18 protein-coding genes are annotated in these 16,149 nt (G+C 32.5%); 8 read left to right on the top strand and 10 right to left on the bottom strand.

Translation table 11 applies throughout. The features are described 5' to 3' along the window. Positions 1–92: 92 nt before the first annotated feature. Together ACVEGE_RS10675 and groL are read left to right on the top strand one after the other, a co-directional pair. The gene (locus tag ACVEGE_RS10675) at positions 93–368 is read left to right on the top strand and encodes a co-chaperone GroES (RefSeq protein WP_173850242.1); all 276 of its coding nucleotides are present in this window, start codon (positions 93–95) and stop codon (positions 366–368) included. Positions 369–454: 86 nt separating this feature from the next. Continuing rightward, positions 455–2,086: a chaperonin GroEL gene (gene groL, locus ACVEGE_RS10670; protein ID WP_173850244.1), complete on the top strand. Its 1,632-nt coding sequence runs from the start codon at positions 455–457 to the stop codon at positions 2,084–2,086. A gap of 210 nt (positions 2,087–2,296) precedes the next feature. Here groL and ACVEGE_RS10665 read toward each other — a convergent pair whose 3' ends face one another. The 5 genes from ACVEGE_RS10665 to xrtF form a co-directional block, all read right to left on the bottom strand. Continuing rightward, the gene (locus ACVEGE_RS10665; RefSeq protein ID WP_173850245.1) at positions 2,297–2,986 is read right to left on the bottom strand and encodes a DedA family protein; all 690 of its coding nucleotides are present in this window, start codon (positions 2,984–2,986) and stop codon (positions 2,297–2,299) included. 213 nt (positions 2,987–3,199) lie between these two features. Further along, entirely contained in the window at positions 3,200–4,555 is a 1,356-nt protein-coding gene (locus tag ACVEGE_RS10660; RefSeq protein ID WP_192501215.1) for an MBL fold metallo-hydrolase, read from the bottom strand. Between the two features lie 36 nt (positions 4,556–4,591). Then, entirely contained in the window at positions 4,592–5,425 is an 834-nt protein-coding gene (locus ACVEGE_RS10655) for a restriction endonuclease (protein ID WP_192501216.1), read from the bottom strand. Positions 5,426–5,966: 541 nt separating this feature from the next. Further along, positions 5,967–6,410 carry an exosortase F system-associated membrane protein gene (locus ACVEGE_RS10650; protein WP_192501217.1) on the bottom strand — a complete coding sequence of 148 codons (444 nt, stop codon included), beginning with the start codon at positions 6,408–6,410 and terminating at the stop codon, positions 5,967–5,969. Further along, complete coding sequence (gene xrtF, locus ACVEGE_RS10645) at positions 6,385–6,933, bottom strand: exosortase family protein XrtF (protein WP_192501218.1); 549 nt, start codon at positions 6,931–6,933, stop codon at positions 6,385–6,387. Before xrtF ends, ACVEGE_RS10650 begins: the two co-directional genes overlap by 26 nt. A 72-nt stretch (positions 6,934–7,005) precedes the next feature. Between xrtF and ACVEGE_RS10640 the strand changes: the two genes are divergently transcribed. The 3 genes from ACVEGE_RS10640 (at position 7,006) to ACVEGE_RS10630 (ending at position 10,270) form a co-directional block, all read left to right on the top strand. Continuing rightward, the gene (locus ACVEGE_RS10640) at positions 7,006–7,461 is read left to right on the top strand and encodes a GAF domain-containing protein (protein ID WP_173850250.1); all 456 of its coding nucleotides are present in this window, start codon (positions 7,006–7,008) and stop codon (positions 7,459–7,461) included. A gap of 167 nt (positions 7,462–7,628) precedes the next feature. Then, positions 7,629–7,895: a 30S ribosomal protein S15 gene (gene rpsO / locus ACVEGE_RS10635; RefSeq protein ID WP_026707725.1), complete on the top strand. Its 267-nt coding sequence runs from the start codon at positions 7,629–7,631 to the stop codon at positions 7,893–7,895. 233 nt (positions 7,896–8,128) lie between these two features. After that, the gene (locus ACVEGE_RS10630; protein WP_173850251.1) at positions 8,129–10,270 is read left to right on the top strand and encodes a polyribonucleotide nucleotidyltransferase; all 2,142 of its coding nucleotides are present in this window, start codon (positions 8,129–8,131) and stop codon (positions 10,268–10,270) included. Between the two features lie 461 nt (positions 10,271–10,731). Here the strand turns inward: ACVEGE_RS10630 and ACVEGE_RS10625 are convergent, their stop codons facing one another. The 5 genes from ACVEGE_RS10625 to ACVEGE_RS10605 are packed head-to-tail and all read right to left on the bottom strand — an operon-like array spanning position 10,732 to position 14,272. Beyond that, on the bottom strand, positions 10,732–11,562 hold the full coding sequence (locus ACVEGE_RS10625; protein ID WP_192501219.1) for a GIN domain-containing protein: 831 nt from the start codon (positions 11,560–11,562) through the stop codon (positions 10,732–10,734). Positions 11,563–11,600: 38 nt separating this feature from the next. Beyond that, positions 11,601–12,428 (bottom strand): mechanosensitive ion channel family protein, encoded by an 828-nt coding sequence (locus tag ACVEGE_RS10620; protein ID WP_192501220.1) that lies wholly within the window; start codon positions 12,426–12,428, stop codon positions 11,601–11,603. 3 nt (positions 12,429–12,431) lie between these two features. Further along, a complete protein-coding gene (locus ACVEGE_RS10615; RefSeq protein WP_192501221.1) occupies positions 12,432–12,635 on the bottom strand; it encodes a hypothetical protein in 204 nt (67 codons plus the stop codon). Continuing rightward, positions 12,635–13,198 carry an RNA polymerase sigma factor gene (locus ACVEGE_RS10610; RefSeq protein ID WP_370566990.1) on the bottom strand — a complete coding sequence of 188 codons (564 nt, stop codon included), beginning with the start codon at positions 13,196–13,198 and terminating at the stop codon, positions 12,635–12,637. Before ACVEGE_RS10610 ends, ACVEGE_RS10615 begins: the two co-directional genes overlap by 1 nt. Before the next feature lie 60 nt (positions 13,199–13,258). After that, complete coding sequence (locus ACVEGE_RS10605) at positions 13,259–14,272, bottom strand: OmpA family protein (protein WP_192501222.1); 1,014 nt, start codon at positions 14,270–14,272, stop codon at positions 13,259–13,261. A gap of 201 nt (positions 14,273–14,473) precedes the next feature. Between ACVEGE_RS10605 and ACVEGE_RS10600 the strand changes: the two genes are divergently transcribed. From ACVEGE_RS10600 to ACVEGE_RS10590, 3 genes are all read left to right on the top strand, one after another. Beyond that, positions 14,474–15,394, top strand: a complete 921-nt coding sequence (locus tag ACVEGE_RS10600) for a coiled-coil domain-containing protein (RefSeq protein WP_192501223.1) — start codon at positions 14,474–14,476, stop codon at positions 15,392–15,394. Between the two features lie 2 nt (positions 15,395–15,396). Beyond that, entirely contained in the window at positions 15,397–15,816 is a 420-nt protein-coding gene (locus ACVEGE_RS10595) for a hypothetical protein (protein ID WP_192501224.1), read from the top strand. 195 nt (positions 15,817–16,011) lie between these two features. After that, positions 16,012–16,146 carry a hypothetical protein gene (locus tag ACVEGE_RS10590; protein WP_255505401.1) on the top strand — a complete coding sequence of 45 codons (135 nt, stop codon included), beginning with the start codon at positions 16,012–16,014 and terminating at the stop codon, positions 16,144–16,146. Positions 16,147–16,149 lie beyond the last annotated feature (3 nt).

The following is a 16,149-nucleotide window of genomic DNA, read 5'->3' as shown; positions in this document are numbered from 1 at the left end:
TTTATAGGTAAATATGTCAGTTAAAACAGCATGGCATAGTTTCTGAATCCTTATTAAATCATTATAATAAAACAATAAAAAAACATATAATTATGGCTTTAAACATCAAACCACTTTCAGACAGAGTTTTAATCGAACCCGTTGCTGCTGAGACTAAAACTGCTTCAGGGATTTTTATTCCAGATACAGCTAAAGAAAAACCACAAAAAGGAACTGTAGTAGCAGTTGGAAATGGGACAAAAGACCACGCTATGACAGTAAAAGTTGGAGATAGTGTTCTTTACGGTAAATATGCTGGTACTGAATTAAAATTAGAAGGTACAGATTACCTGATCATGAGAGAAGATGATATTCTTGCAATAATCTAAATACTCTTAACCCCCGAAGGGGGAATTCTAAAGTTTTCTAAAACTTGGAACATTAAACTTGAAACTAAAATCTAACAAAAAAAGTAATGGCAAAAGATATAAAATTTGATATAGAAGCACGCGACGGACTAAAACGCGGAGTTGATGCATTAGCAAATGCAGTAAAAGTTACACTAGGACCAAAAGGCCGTAATGTAATCATTGGAAAATCATTTGGTGGCCCTACAGTTACTAAAGATGGTGTTTCTGTTGCTAAAGAAATCGAGTTAAAAGACCCATTAGAAAATATGGGAGCACAAATGGTTAAAGAAGTAGCTTCAAAAACTAATGATTTAGCTGGTGACGGAACAACAACTGCTACTGTTTTAGCGCAAGCAATTGTAAAAGAAGGATTGAAAAACGTTGCTGCAGGTGCTAACCCAATGGATTTAAAACGTGGTATTGACAAAGCCGTTGATGCTATTGTTTTGGATCTTGCTAAACAATCTCAAGTTGTAGGTTCAGACTCTGATAAAATCAAACAAATCGCTTCTATTTCGGCTAATAATGACGAAATCATTGGGGAGTTAATCGCTAAGGCTTTCGCCAAAGTAGGAAAAGAAGGTGTAATTACCGTTGAAGAAGCTAAAGGTACAGATACTTATGTTGATGTAGTCGAAGGAATGCAGTTTGACAGAGGATACCTTTCTCCATATTTTGTTACTAATTCAGAAAAAATGGAAGTGGAACTTGAAAATCCATATATCCTTTTATACGATAAAAAAGTATCTTCTTTAAAAGAATTACTTCCAGTTCTTGAGCCAGTAGCACAATCAGGAAAACCATTATTAATCATCGCTGAAGATGTTGACGGAGAAGCGTTATCTACATTAGTAGTAAACAAACTTCGTGGAGCTTTGAAAATTGCTGCTGTAAAAGCACCTGGTTTTGGAGATAGAAGAAAAGCAATGTTGGAAGACATCGCTATCTTAACTGGTGGAACAGTAATTTCTGAAGAAAGAGGTTACACGCTTGAAAACACTACTTTAGAGATGTTAGGAACTGCTAAAAAAGTAACTATCGACAAAGACAATTCAACAATTGTAAGTGGTGCTGGTGAAGCGGATATGATCAAAAATCGTGTCAACCAAATTAAAGGTCAAATGGAAGCTACAACTTCTGATTATGACAAAGAAAAATTACAAGAGCGTTTAGCTAAATTAGCTGGTGGTGTTGCTGTGCTTTATGTAGGAGCTGCATCTGAAGTTGAAATGAAAGAGAAAAAAGACCGCGTAGACGATGCTCTTCATGCTACTCGCGCAGCTGTAGAAGAAGGAATTGTTGCTGGTGGTGGTGTTGCTTTATTAAGAGCAAAAGAAGCATTAAGCAGCATTAAACCCGACAATGCAGATGAAGCAACTGGAATCCAAATCGTATCTAGAGCTATTGAAGCTCCTTTAAGAACAATTGTAGAAAATGCAGGCCTTGAAGGCTCTGTAGTTGTTGCAAAAGTTGCTGAAGGTAAAGGTGATTTTGGTTACAATGCTAAAACAGATGAGTATGTAGACATGCTTAAAGCAGGAATTATCGATCCTAAAAAAGTGACACGTGTAGCATTAGAAAATGCAGCATCAGTTGCGGGAATGATTTTAACTACTGAATGTGCATTGATTGACATTAAAGAAGATGAATCAGCAGGTCACTCTCATGGAGGTGGTGGTATGCCAGGAATGATGTAATATTTTACTAATAACACTATAAAAAAAGGCAGTTCAATTAAGAACTGCCTTTTTTATTTGCCTTTTATAAAAAAGACTATTTGTTTTTGATTTGGTTTAAAACCAAAATACTTTAAATCTTAATATTCAAAATAATAGAGTTTTTAAATGCAACCAAACTTCTTTTAAAAACCAAGTAAAGAATCTAACTTTAAATTACATTTACCTTAACTACTCCTCATCTTCTATTTGAGGTGATTTTTTAGCAAACTTAAGAAGCACTGGTAATAACGTAATCACCACTAATGCAATAACAATTAACTCAATATGTTCTTTTAAGTTGATTCCGTAATTATCAAGAAGAAATCCATACAGGTAATGTCCTGCAAAAATCAATGTAAACGACCATAAAAAAGAACTTACAACGTTATAAAACATAAATTTCTTTTTATCCATAGTAACAATTCCAGCTACAATAGGAGCGAAAGTTCTAAAAATAGGCAAGAATCTAGCAAAAATTATAGCTCTACCACCGTGTTTTTCAAAAAAGTCTTTGGATTGAACTAAGTATTTCTTTTTGAACCAGAAGGTATCCTCTTTATTATACAAATAATACCCGCTTTTTGACCCAAACCAGTACCCTACAATATTTCCTAGTATTCCTGATAACGCAACCATTGTAGACAACAACACTACATTTACAAAATCACTATCAATAAAGAGTACATTCTCGATTAATTCACGACTGTATATTCCCGCAAGAAAAAGTAAACTATCACCTGGTAGAAAAAAACCAGCAAAAAGCCCTGTTTCGGCAAACACTATAAATAAAACGATATATATACCAAGCTTAACCCCATTCACATCAAAGTGAATATAAAAAAGTGGGTCAATTAAATTCTTCCAATCAAAACTGTTCATTCTAAAGTGTTTTTGTGCTAAAATAATTTGAGCGTGAAAGTAAGTATTATTTATCTCAAGAGCAATTTATTATTTTAATTTAAATATTAATTAACTATTACTTTTATAATAAGGTAAATAAAAAAAAAATTACAAACAAATAAAAACCGAAGCTAGAGTACGGCTCAAAACCAATAAAGCATCCAAGCTGCTTCATCCTATACTTTTTCTAATTTAAAGTTCAAATTCTTGTCCCATTAACGGAATACAGCAATCAAAACCATATTTCTCGATAATTTTAAGTCGGAGTTCGTCAGCGGGTTGGTTCTCGCCATGAACAAGAAAAACTTTTTTAGGTTTGTGTTTTAATTCAGAAAGCCAATTCAGCAAATCTTTTTGATCACCATGTGCTGATAAGCCTTTTATCTCAGTAATTCTACCCAAAACTGGATACTGTTTTCCATAAATCTTCACTTCATTTGCTCCTTCAGTCAGCTTTCTACCACGCGTACCTTCAGCTTGGTACCCTACTATAATTACTGTAGTTTCTGGCGTACCTATAAATTCTTGCAAATAACTCAACACCCTACCTCCAGTAACCATACCGCTTGCTGCAATCACTACCTTAGGTTGTTTATCACTTATTGCTGTTAAAGTATCTTTATAATCTGTAATCATAGTAAACATTTTACTCATCGCAACACAATCTGCTACTGAAATTTTATGCCAATTACTGTTATTTAAAAATACATCAAAAGCGCTTACCCCCATTGGTGAGTCAATAATATAAGGAATATCAGGTATTTTATTTTCTAACCTAAGTTGCCACAAAAGATACATGATTCCTTGAGCACGTTCCACAGCGAAACTCGGAATGATAACTGTCCCTTTTTTGTTAAAAGCATTATTAATTTCGATCGCTAACTCTGATTTAGCATCTGTATCAGGATGAAGACGGTTTCCATAGGTACTTTCAAGAAAAACATAATCGGCATTTTTAGGCTTTGTAGGCGGAAACATTAAAACATCATTATCCCGACCAATATCTCCCGAAAAAACAAGCGTTTTATCTTCACTTTTTAACTGTATACTACAAGCACCAATTATGTGCCCTGCATTAGTAAATAAAGCGGAAACTCCGCCAGCTAAAGGTATAGACTCATTTATTTTAACAACATGAAATAAAGGAAATACTTTTTTGGCCTGTGCTACTGTGTAAAGAGGCTTAGCAATTTCATGCTTTGAATAATTTTCTTTATTGGCTTTATTAGCTTCTTCTTCCTGAATTTTAGCACTATCCATTAAAATTAGTTTTGCTATTGCCATTGTAGGATTACTACAATATATCTTACCCGAAAAACCTTGATCTACTAGTAAAGGTAACCAACCACAGTGATCTAAGTGACCATGAGTCAATAAAACACAATCAATAGACGCTGCTGATATAGGCAAAGGAAGCCAGTTGAGTTCTCGCAGCGGCTTTATACCTTGAAACAACCCACAATCTATTAAAATCTTAATTCCATTATTTTCAACTAATGTTTTTGAACCTGTCACGACTCCAGCTCCACCAATAAATGTAACTTTCATACTATTTTGTTTTTGAAGTTATACACAAGAGCTTGATTATTTAAGAAAATGACACAATTGGGACACTTCTTTCAAGGCTCTTTTCACTCTATTTTCACTTAACCCTACTTTTTGTAGCACAACTGAATTATTCATCAGCTCTTTAACCAGAATAACATCTAGAAACAATAGTTTATCCTTTTCGGCAAGCGTAAGTGTCGTTAAACAAGTAACTGGATAAAGGCAATCCTTATCGTTTTTAGTTTTTAAATTATTCTCTTTGGGATAATCCCAGCTTAAAAGATAAATACCTGAACATGCTGCGTAAGCAATTGCATCACTTGTAAACCGATTATTAGTAGCAATCCAACATTTAGAGACCAAGTCGTTATTAGAAAAAACAAGGTGCTTCTTCTCTTTGATATCATTAAACCTAGAATGAATATACAAAGGCACTTTAACATCCGAAGCGGCATTAGTACTTCCATGAAATTTACACTCTACCATCGCGATAACTTGATCTTTTTTAATTAAAACATCAATCTCATGAGATACACACTTACCCTGCAAAATTAAATTCGTTTTTGCTTCATAACCTTCTGCCGCAAAAAGACGGGCAATATATTTTTCGAAGAAAAACCCCGCAGGACCAAGTAACAATAGCGCTGCTCGTAGATTATATCTAGCTGCGTGGGAGTCGGATTGTTTTTTTAGTAAAGCAAAAGCTTTTTTATAAATCTGCTTTGTTGTGATTCCTTCGTAGATTTCATTTTCTATTTTCTTCAAAATAGCCTCAACCTCTAAATCATTAGCGCCAGATTTCACTAAAGAACTCTTTAATTTAGCAGCATCAAAATTTACAATTTCACCTGAATTTTTTATTATTTTCATAATTTAAAAAAATGATTATCAATTAAATACGCATTTAATTAAAGATACGTAAAAACAAATCGAATTTTTGAATTAAAAGTAAAAATATATGTCCTAAAAAAACTGATTACTCCATATCAATAACACCTACCCCTACCTTTACTTTATGTTGACCTGAACTGAAACAACTCCTTTTAATGGTAAAATACAGGAATAAATCCTCATACTATGGTGCTCTACTAATGTTAAATTATTTGAGGGATCAAATTTACACCAATCCATTTCAGGTACATAAACACAAGAGGTTTGCGTAAAAAATTTGATAAATCAATATAACTAAAAAGTGATTATCCATTTATATCTCAAGAAGCAGGTATCGATGGTAAGAAAGCGAAGAAATAATCATTAAAACACCGCTATTATGCAAAAATCTGCAAGTATATTTTAATCTAAGGTAGTTTTGCTACGTCGAGTTGCGATGCTATATTGGCTCTCGATTTAGATCAAACTACTAAATAGGACTATTTTATAAATTGTATTAGTATTATATACAAACAAAAAATCAATTGTATTGTTTTTGATAATAAAAAGCGGGGATAAACAACAGCACAAAAATTGGTTGAACAAGAAACCGCCTAACATAAAAGAATGCCAGTTTATTTTCTTCTCCAAAAAAATGAAGAATTACGAAACAATATAAAATTAGAACTAAAAAGAAAAAAAGATACAATAAAGTCGCAAATTTAATCATTGTAATATCCTTAAATAGCGTAAAAATCAATCCCAAGGAGACAACCATATTAAGTGAGTACCGAAAAAGAAATCCTATAAATAATTTAAAATAATTAAATTCAGGTAATGGAGCGTCTTTAAAATCACTTTTAAAATACAGTAAAAACGGATCATAAAACAACTCATTTTCATAAATGCGCACCGCTACAAGTAGCAAAACAAATACAAGTGAAAAAACAATTGTAGTTTTATGTTCGAATAGTTTTTTTAGCATATAATGAAAATTTATTAACCCAGATAACCCACAATATAAAAACGACTCCGTAGATAAATAACGGAAAAAGAGTTCCATGTAACAACTCGCCTTCTTGAGGATAATTATACATTAAAACTACTAAAAGCGCAATGCGAATAACATTCAATATATAAATCACGATACTCCCTGTGATTATAAAAAAAAGCGTCTGTTTTACTTTTCCTGAAAAGGCAACAATAAATGATGCAAATAAAATTATGACACTAATTGCATTACATCCTTCAATAATTCGAGCAAGGTATTGTTGTTTGTAAATTAACTTAATATACGACTCTGAATCGTTAACCACTACTAAATCTGCATTAAAAAAATGCATGAGCTGTTCGGTATTTTTAGCCACTAATTGTGTAATTGAATCTATTTTATTGCCTTCAAATGTGTTCAAATAAAATTGATAAATAATAGTAAGCACAATATAAGTCAAAAAGAACTTAGCCAAGAACATTAAAAAAGGTTTGTATTGAATAAGATATTGTTTCAAAATCTAATTTTTAACAAATTTATGTAATTTATAATACAGAGATTAAATACTTTTGTAAAAAAATATAAAAACATGACATTTCAGGAATTACAACCTAAAGTAACAGAGATTACTACAGCAAGTGCTCTTTCGAGAGATGAAAAACTTTTAGCAGTATGTCAACTTCTAAATGAAAATATAGCATATTATAACTGGGTTGGTTTCTACTTTGCAAACCACGAAACTCAAACATTACACTTAGGACCATATATAGGAGCAGAAACTGATCATACTGTAATTCCGTTTGGAAAAGGAATTTGCGGACAGGTTGCAGTATCGAATGATAATTTTGTAGTTCCTGATGTTGCTGCTCAAGACAACTATATCGCTTGTAGCTTCACAGTAAAATCAGAAATTGTAGTCCCTCTATTTGTAGATGGCAAAAACATAGGTCAAATAGACATTGACAGTCACGTAATTGATCCATTCACGGCCGAAGACGAACGCTTTTTAGAATTTGTAAATCAAGAGGTTGCAAAATTGTATTAACTGATAAATTTGACAAACTCGCTTATTCTAAGATAGCTTATCAAAAAAAACAGCAAAAGACAACTTTTTATAAAGTATAAATATTATTTTTCAAAAATAAGTAGTACTTTTGCACCGTCTAACAATAGATGCTAGACATACATAAAAATCATTAAACAAATATTGGAATGTATTTAACTAAAGAGATTAAAGAAGACATCTTCGCACAACACGGAGAAAAAACAAACACTGGAAAAGCAGAAGCGCAAATCGCTTTATTCACATTCAGAATTAGCCATTTGACTGAGCACTTGAAAAAAAATCGTCATGATTACAATACAGAGCGTTCACTAGTATTACTAGTAGGTAAAAGAAGATCTTTGTTAGACTACTTGAAAAAGAAAGAGATTAACAGATATCGTGAGATTATCAAAGTATTGAATATCAGAAAATAATCAATATAAAAAAGAGGTGCGCAAGTGCCTCTTTTTGTTTTTATAAGCAATAATTTTACTGAATAAGTAAGTCCTTTATTAAAAGGCATTAAAGAGTGTAAAACAACATAAAGTTAGTACACGAAGTACTAACAAATAAAAAAGTTTGGTTTTTCATTGGGTTTTAGGCATTAACTACGCAAACAACAACTACAACACAACTAGAACCCATGTTTAACTAATAAATTAAATTTATGATTCCACAATTATTTGTAGAAAGTATCGATTTAGGTGATGGAAGAAACATCACAATCGAGACAGGTCGCTTAGCTAAACAAGCTGATGGATCTGTATTAATTAGAATAGGTAAAACTGTTATTTTAGGAACAGTTGTATCTTCAAGAAAAGCAAGTCCTGGTATTGACTTTTTACCATTAACAGTAGATTACCGCGAAAAATTTGCTGCAGCTGGACGTTTTCCTGGTGGATTCTTTAAGAGAGAAGCAAGACCAAGTGATAGTGAAGTATTAACAATGCGTCTTGTTGACCGTGTTTTACGCCCACTTTTCCCAAATGACTACCATGCAGAAGTACAAGTTATGATTCAGTTAATGTCTCATGATGAAGATGTAATGCCAGACGCATTAGCAGGTTTAGCAGCATCAGCCGCTTTAGCTTTATCTGATATTCCTTTTGAAACATTAATTTCTGAAGCTAGAGTTGGTAGAGTTGATGGAAAATTCATCATTAACCCAAGTCGTGCTCAATTAGAATTATCTGACATCGATATGATGATTGGAGCTTCTATGGATTCTATCGCAATGGTAGAAGGTGAAATGAAAGAAATCTCAGAAGCTGAAATGGTAGAAGCAATTAAATTTGCTCACGGACATATCAAAAACCAAATTTCGGCTCAACTACGTTTACAAGCTGCTTTTGGTAAAAAAGAAGTGCGTACCTACGAAGGAGAAAGAGAAGACGAAGCTATTTACGCAAAAGTAAAAGCAGCATCTTACGATAAAATCTATGCTATTGCAAGCAAAGGTTCTTCTAAACAAGAACGCACAGCAGCATTTGACGAGGTAAAAGAAGAAGTTAAAGCTTTGTTTACAGAAGAAGAATTAGCTGTAGATGGAGAATTAGTTTCTAAATACTTCAAGAAAACAAACAAAGAAGCAGTTCGTAACGTAACCCTAGATTTAGGAACACGTTTAGACGGTAGAAAAACAACAGAGATCAGAGACATCTGGTGTGAAGTAGATTATTTACCATCTGTACACGGATCTGCCTTATTTACTCGTGGAGAAACTCAAGCATTGGCAACTGCAACTTTAGGAACTTCTAGAGAAGCAAACCAAATTGATTCTCCATCTCAACAAGGTGAAGAAAAATTCTACTTGCACTATAACTTCCCTCCTTTCTCTACAGGTGAAGCTCGTCCGTTGAGAGGAACTTCAAGAAGAGAAGTAGGTCACGGAAACTTAGCGCAAAGAGCGTTAAAAAACATGATCCCTGCTGATTGTCCTTACACAATTCGTGTTGTTTCTGAAATATTAGAATCTAATGGCTCTTCTTCTATGGCAACTGTTTGTGCTGGAACATTATCATTAATGGATGCTGGTATCCAAATGATTCGTCCCGTTTCTGGAATTGCAATGGGATTAATTACAGATGGTGATCGTTACGCTGTATTGTCAGATATTCTTGGTGATGAAGATCACTTAGGAGATATGGACTTTAAAGTAACTGGAACTTCTGAAGGAATTACAGCTTGCCAAATGGACATCAAAATTGACGGTTTGAAATACGAAATTATGGAAGCTGCACTTGCTCAAGCTCGTGACGGTCGTTTGCATATCCTTGGTAAATTAATCGACACTTTGGCAACTCCAAAAGAGGAAGTTAAAACTTACGCTCCAAAAATCATTACAAGAAGAATTCCTAATGCATTTATTGGCGCATTGATTGGACCTGGTGGAAAAGTGATTCAAGAATTACAAAAAACTACTGGAACTACAATTGTTATCAATGAAGATCCTACAACGGAAGAGGGAGTTATCGAAATTTTAGGAACTGATCCTGCTGGAATTGAAGCAGTATTAGCTAAGATTAAATCAATCACTTTCAAACCTAAAATGAATGAGTCTTACGAAGTGAAAGTAATCAAAATGTTAGATTTCGGTGCCGTTGTAGAATACCTTGAAGCGCCAGGAAACGAAGTTTTATTACACGTATCTGAGCTAGCATGGGAACGAACAGAAAATGTTTCTGATGTAGTGAACATGGGTGATGTTTTTCAAGTGAAATACTTAGGTATGGATCCAAAAACTAGAAAAGAAAAAGTTTCAAGAAAAGCACTTATGCCAAGACCTCCACGTGAGGAGAAAAAAGAGTAATCAGATCTTAGTTTACTAAAGGTTTATTTATAAGGAATCCCGTTTCATTAATTTGAAACGGGATTTTTGTTTTATTTGGGCATGCCGCCAGCAAACATAAGGGGCTCACTTTTATGGCTTGCTATAAGCCCCTTATCCTTGCTGCCGTCGGGCAATCCATGCTACTTCGGTAGCTTATTCCTATCCCTCATGCGGACTCGTGGTAGATAAAAACATACTCTTTTCTAAAATGCATTTTCCTCAAAGTTTGTAACACTACACGTGTCTCACGATAGCTGAACCACTTTATTGAGACGCTTTCAGCCTGACAAATAGTGAGAGATAACAATTAATCAAACCAAATTGAACATAAAGTAAAAAACCCAGAACAGAGTCTGGGTTTAAAGTACTTTTATTTAACATAAAAATCAAACTAAATCACGCATCGATAGAGTCTAAATTTCAACATTTGATGTACCAAATTATCGTTTCAATAACTCTGACTTCCCTTTTATTCCATTCATTATTACATTTGGAGTATTATATAAGTAAAGTTTTGATTTCCCTTCTAGAAAAACAGCAATTTCTTTAGAACAATTTAGCATAGCTTCTGAGCCATCATGTTGCATTACATCTGCATTACGAACCATTAACTTTTCTGCTCTTAAAATTGGTTTTCCTACTAAACTCATCCTTAATTTCTCAGCGTCACCACTTGCAGACAGCTCTGCATCTTTATACATTTGCAAATCGAGTGATTCTGTTTTTAGTATTGCTTCTGCATCAATTTTATCACTTAAGATCATTTTTATTGATTCGGCTTGTAAGTCCACTTCTGCATCTGCATCATTACTTAGACTGAAATTAATATTTCTAGCTGTAATATTCAATTTCATTTTTGAATCATCTTGACCCATAATATCAAAATCGTCGTTGACAACTACAGATCCTAGTTGCTTTATTTGTGCGTCATTATACAGCTTTATAGCATGAATAGTAGTAACATTTAAAGTAATCTCCATCTTTTTACTTGAAGTAATTCTTGCCAAACTTCTTATTTTAAGAATACTATCTACAACTTCAAACTTTATAACATCTTGTAGATTAGCATCCGTTCTAAGAAAGTAATTATTACTAAGATTCCCTGCTGTAAAAGTTATTTCAAGGTTATCGTAAATCTCAACAGTATCGAAGCCATCAAGTGTGTATGTTCTTTCAACTACATTTTTATCTCCTTTTATTTTAGCTTTTTTCTGTGCGTATGAATTCGTAAAACAACCAACTAAAAATAATGTAAGTAGTATTTTTTTCATTTTGTATATTTTAAATTTTATTTTATTTATTTTGAATCTTATTCTTTAATCTCAACTGTACTTTCTATAATTTGCAGTATAGGGATAATTACCTTTCCTGCTGCCGTTTTTAGCGTTAAACTGATATTGTCTATCGCGATAATTTCACCTTCATTACCATTAACTTTTATATGCTCACCTACGGTGTAGTTTTTTCTAGCATAAAAAGTAAATAACAAATTAGTAATTACATCTTTGGATCCTAATCCAAATGCCAAAGCAAAAGTCAATAAAAAAGCCCCTAAAATTATCGTAATATTATTTGTAACAATAGTCGTATCTACACCTGCCTGATTAAGTGCCGTAATGGTTACTAAAATTGCAATGCCGTAAAACACGATACTACTAATCATTTTTGCGCCACTCATATTTAAGGAGGTAAACAATCCATGTATTGCTTTTCTAACAAAATTAGCGATGTATATCCCAATCATAAACAACGCGATAGCACTAAATAATCTTGGTAAATAACGTAACAAGTTACTTATTTCAACAGATATTATTGTCCACTGCATCACATCGGCAGCGATAATCATAAACACTAAAATTAAAATCCAGCGCACAAAACCTATTATGATTTCAGAAATATTTATTTTGAAATCTGATTTCCCAAATAAATCAGATTCATTTATTTTATCACCCACTTTATCAATATTAGATACCGTGAGTGCTTTACGCAAAATAAAGATAACTGCTTTTGAAATTACCCAACCTATAACTAATACAAGTAATGCATAGATAAAACTGATTAACCCCTCACCTATTTTAAAGAAAAGTGTATTCACAGTATTTAAAGTATCTGATCTCAACTGGTCTAAAACTTCCATATCTTATTTCTTTGTATCGTTATTATTATCATCATTTTTTGTCTTAAACATTCCTTCTATTGCTGACGCATAGTTTGACGAAAACAAACTAGTTACTTCCTTAATGAATTTTACTGCGTTAACATCATCCATTACCTTTTGTTTTAATTCTTTAGGGACTTCTTGTAATGGAAGCCCTATTTTTTTGAAAGGATTCTCGTTTTCCATTATATAGCTAATTTATTATACACTTCGGCGATTTTTACTTTTGCTCTTGATAGCCGCATCTTAACGGCACTTTCTGATAATTCTAATACTTCTTGAAGTTCCTTTATGGGGACGTCATCTTGGTATTTCATTTGTAAAATCATGCGGTCCTCAGGAGGAATCAACGTTAGTGCTTTTTCCAGTTTATCTACTTGCATTTGATATAAACTAAAATCATTTACTTCGATAGCCAAGTCATATTGTTCTTCTACTTGATTTGAATGCGATGACATCTTACGCTCTTTATCACGATTAAGATAATTAACACAAAAATTATAAGTAACAGAATACAACCATGTTGAAAACTTAGACTTTCCTTTAAAACCTGAAACCTTTACAAAAACATGTAGAAATACATCTTGAGTTAAATCTTTGGCTTCATCAATAGATCGAACAAAACTGTAGCATTTATTATAAACTAAATGTTCGTATCGATCATATAAAACTCCAAACATAACTGTATCGTTAGTCTCTCCAATTTTTGATGCCAATTCTTCGTCAGTTACATCTTTGTATTTCTCCACTTTGTATATCCTTTATATAAGTTAGACACAACTATTATTACAAAGTCACTTAAAACACAATTAATTTTCAACAACAAAACTTACATCAACCCTACGAGCCATAGTTTCAGTACTACTCTTTGTATCTACTCCATGATGTTGAGATAGTATTCTTTTTGGTGAGATTCCGTTTTCTATTAAAAACTGTTTTACCGCATCATTTCGAAGTAAAGATAATTTATTATTGTAATCAATATTTCCTTTTTTACTACTATAGCCTTCTAAAAACACTAATAAGTTTGAATTGCCATCTAAATCTAGAACTACCTCTCCTAAACGTATAGCATCACCTTGTTCTATTTTTGTAGCATTATTATCAAAAAAGACTTGCGCTTGTACCTTTTCATACTTCTCTTTCAAGATCTCTTGTACTGAAACAAATTTAGCCGAAGGCTTTACAGCAACATCAGCTGTTTCTAAAGCTAGAGAATCAGTAACTACAACCAAATTATCTACACGGTTTACATTTGCAACTGTTTCTATTTTTTCGACAGGTTTAGTACTTGTCGCAGCAACAACCGCAACTGCAGCTGGAACTGCAATCGTATTCACTTTTTGGAGCATCAATAACTGTTCTTGATTACGCAGTAAAGCGTCATATTTATTATTTAATAAGTTCAACTGCTGCTCATAGTTTTTATTTCCATTATCAATATGGAGCGGCTTTTTATTATTATTTGCTACTGAATTGTAAATAGTATCTCTTATAACCGTTATTTTTTTTGATGATGTAAAAACAGTATCACGAACAACTGTTTGTTTCATTACTGTATCCATCTTTATACGTAAAGAGGCTATTTTATTTTCTAACAGATTCATTCTTTGCATCAAGCTGTCATTGTTAACCGTATTATATTCTGAAATAAGTTTACTCGTGATTTCATTTCTAGGTACAACTGCAGTCTTTTGATTTTTAAACTTTTGCAAAAGCGAAATTAAATGCGGCTTTGAAATCACTATCTCTCCCTCTTGGTGGTTTTGTCCAAAGAAAAGTGTTGTAAAAAGTAATAGGATAAGGGTCGTTTTTGTTTTCATACTATATTATTTATTGAATGTTGTCAAATTAGAAATTAGTTCTCAATTTAGAACTGATTGTATTATATCGTGCTCTTCTATTGAAGAAGCAACTTATAATTAAGACACTTAATAAATAGAAAAGTCACTTTTTTTTTAAAATAAATGTGACCTATCGGTTTTTCATGTGTCTTAACTATAAATCATTTAAATATTCACGACATGAAAAAAATAACTCTAGTTGCATTAACAATACTCTCACTAAGTTCTTGCGTTAAGAAACAAGATGGCGAAAATCCAGAAATCAAAAAAGAAATTGTTCAAACCAATTCACAATTAAATAAGACCCTTGAAGAACAAGAAGAAGCAAAACAACAAATTGTTGCCCTTTCAAGAAAAAAAGATTCGTTGTTAAACGTGTTAAAAAGCACTAAAGAATCTATGGCAAGAATGAACGATTCAAAAATTGACAAAGGAATCCAAGGAGTTAATTTAAAACTGAACGAACTAAAAGGTCAAAAAGAAAACATTGAAGAGCAAGTTACTTTACAAAAACAAGAAATGGAACTAGCTGCTAAAAAAATTGATTTATTAAATCAAGAAAAAGTGGTTTATGATGCACAACACAAAGCATTATATGACAAAGGTGCTGCGCCAAAAGATTTTGCAAAAATAGACACCTTATTAGGAGCGATCAACGGAAAAATCAATGATCAAAAACGAAAAGTAAAAGCGTTAACTAGAAACATCTCTGATGTAGAAGACCAAGTATTATCGATTGATGGTCAACGTGATTTTCTAAGTAAAAAAATAAGAGAAGATTATAATGCTCAAGAAATTTTTGGAGAATTTGCAAAAGAAGAAGAGTCCAAAATTACAACACAAATTAGTGTGATTGATACACAAATATCAAGCCTTACTGGTAACGTAAACAGCATCAACACATCTGTAGCTTCATTAAATGACAGCATTTCTGTAAAAACAGAACAACACGATTTAAATTCACAAAATCAAGCTGATGTTAACAAAACTCAAAACAGATTATACTACGCATTGATTGCAGTAGGAATTGTAATCTTACTTTTTGCAGTATTTTATATCATCGGAAAAAGAAAAAAACAACAAAATAAAAAAACCAAATAATCATGGCAAATAAAAAAACTTCAGATAAAAAATCAACTTCAGCATTTGATTCAATTAAAAATTTCATAGGTAATGTTACTGATAACGTAATTGAAGGGACTGCAGTAGTTACCGAAAAGCTAAAAGACTCTAGTGCAAAAGCTTATGTTGCAAGTTCAGAAATAGTTGAAGAAGCAAACCAACGCATCCATTTGTACACTGATAAAATTTCGCTTCAAAAAGAAGAGAAAAATATTACCGAAAGACAACAAGAAATTATAATGAGCTTTGGCGAAAAATCATTAGAGCACTATGTAAAAACTGACACTTTACACAAACCATTTTTGACAGGTAATGAAATAGCTCTTTTAGTTGAGGAGTACAAGGGTAACGTAAAAAACATTATTTCAATAGAAAAAAAATTAAAAAAACTTAATAATTAAACTATGAGAAATATTTTACTCCTTGGGTATTTAATTCTGAATGTTTTTTTATATACCCTCAACTTTGAAATCTTCCATACTCCTCAAGCCATTGATCTAGGATTTGGAATTTTCACGACATTCCCACTGCTTATTACTATGGCATTTGGATTGATCTTTTGCTTATTTTTCTTTCTTATGGATAAAAACAAGCAAATGAAAAATGAAGCAATTATCGAGAATCTAAAAAATGAAATTACCATTCATAAAAAAGATTTTGAAATTGCCTCTCTTAAAATGAATTCTTCGGCTATAGAACCTCAAGTTGTGGTTGCTGAAGAGATCATATAAACA

This window comes from Flavobacterium sp. PL002 (assembly GCF_054165825.1).
Note: the sequence above shows the minus strand (reverse complement) of the source record. Positions and strands in the feature narration are given on the sequence as shown.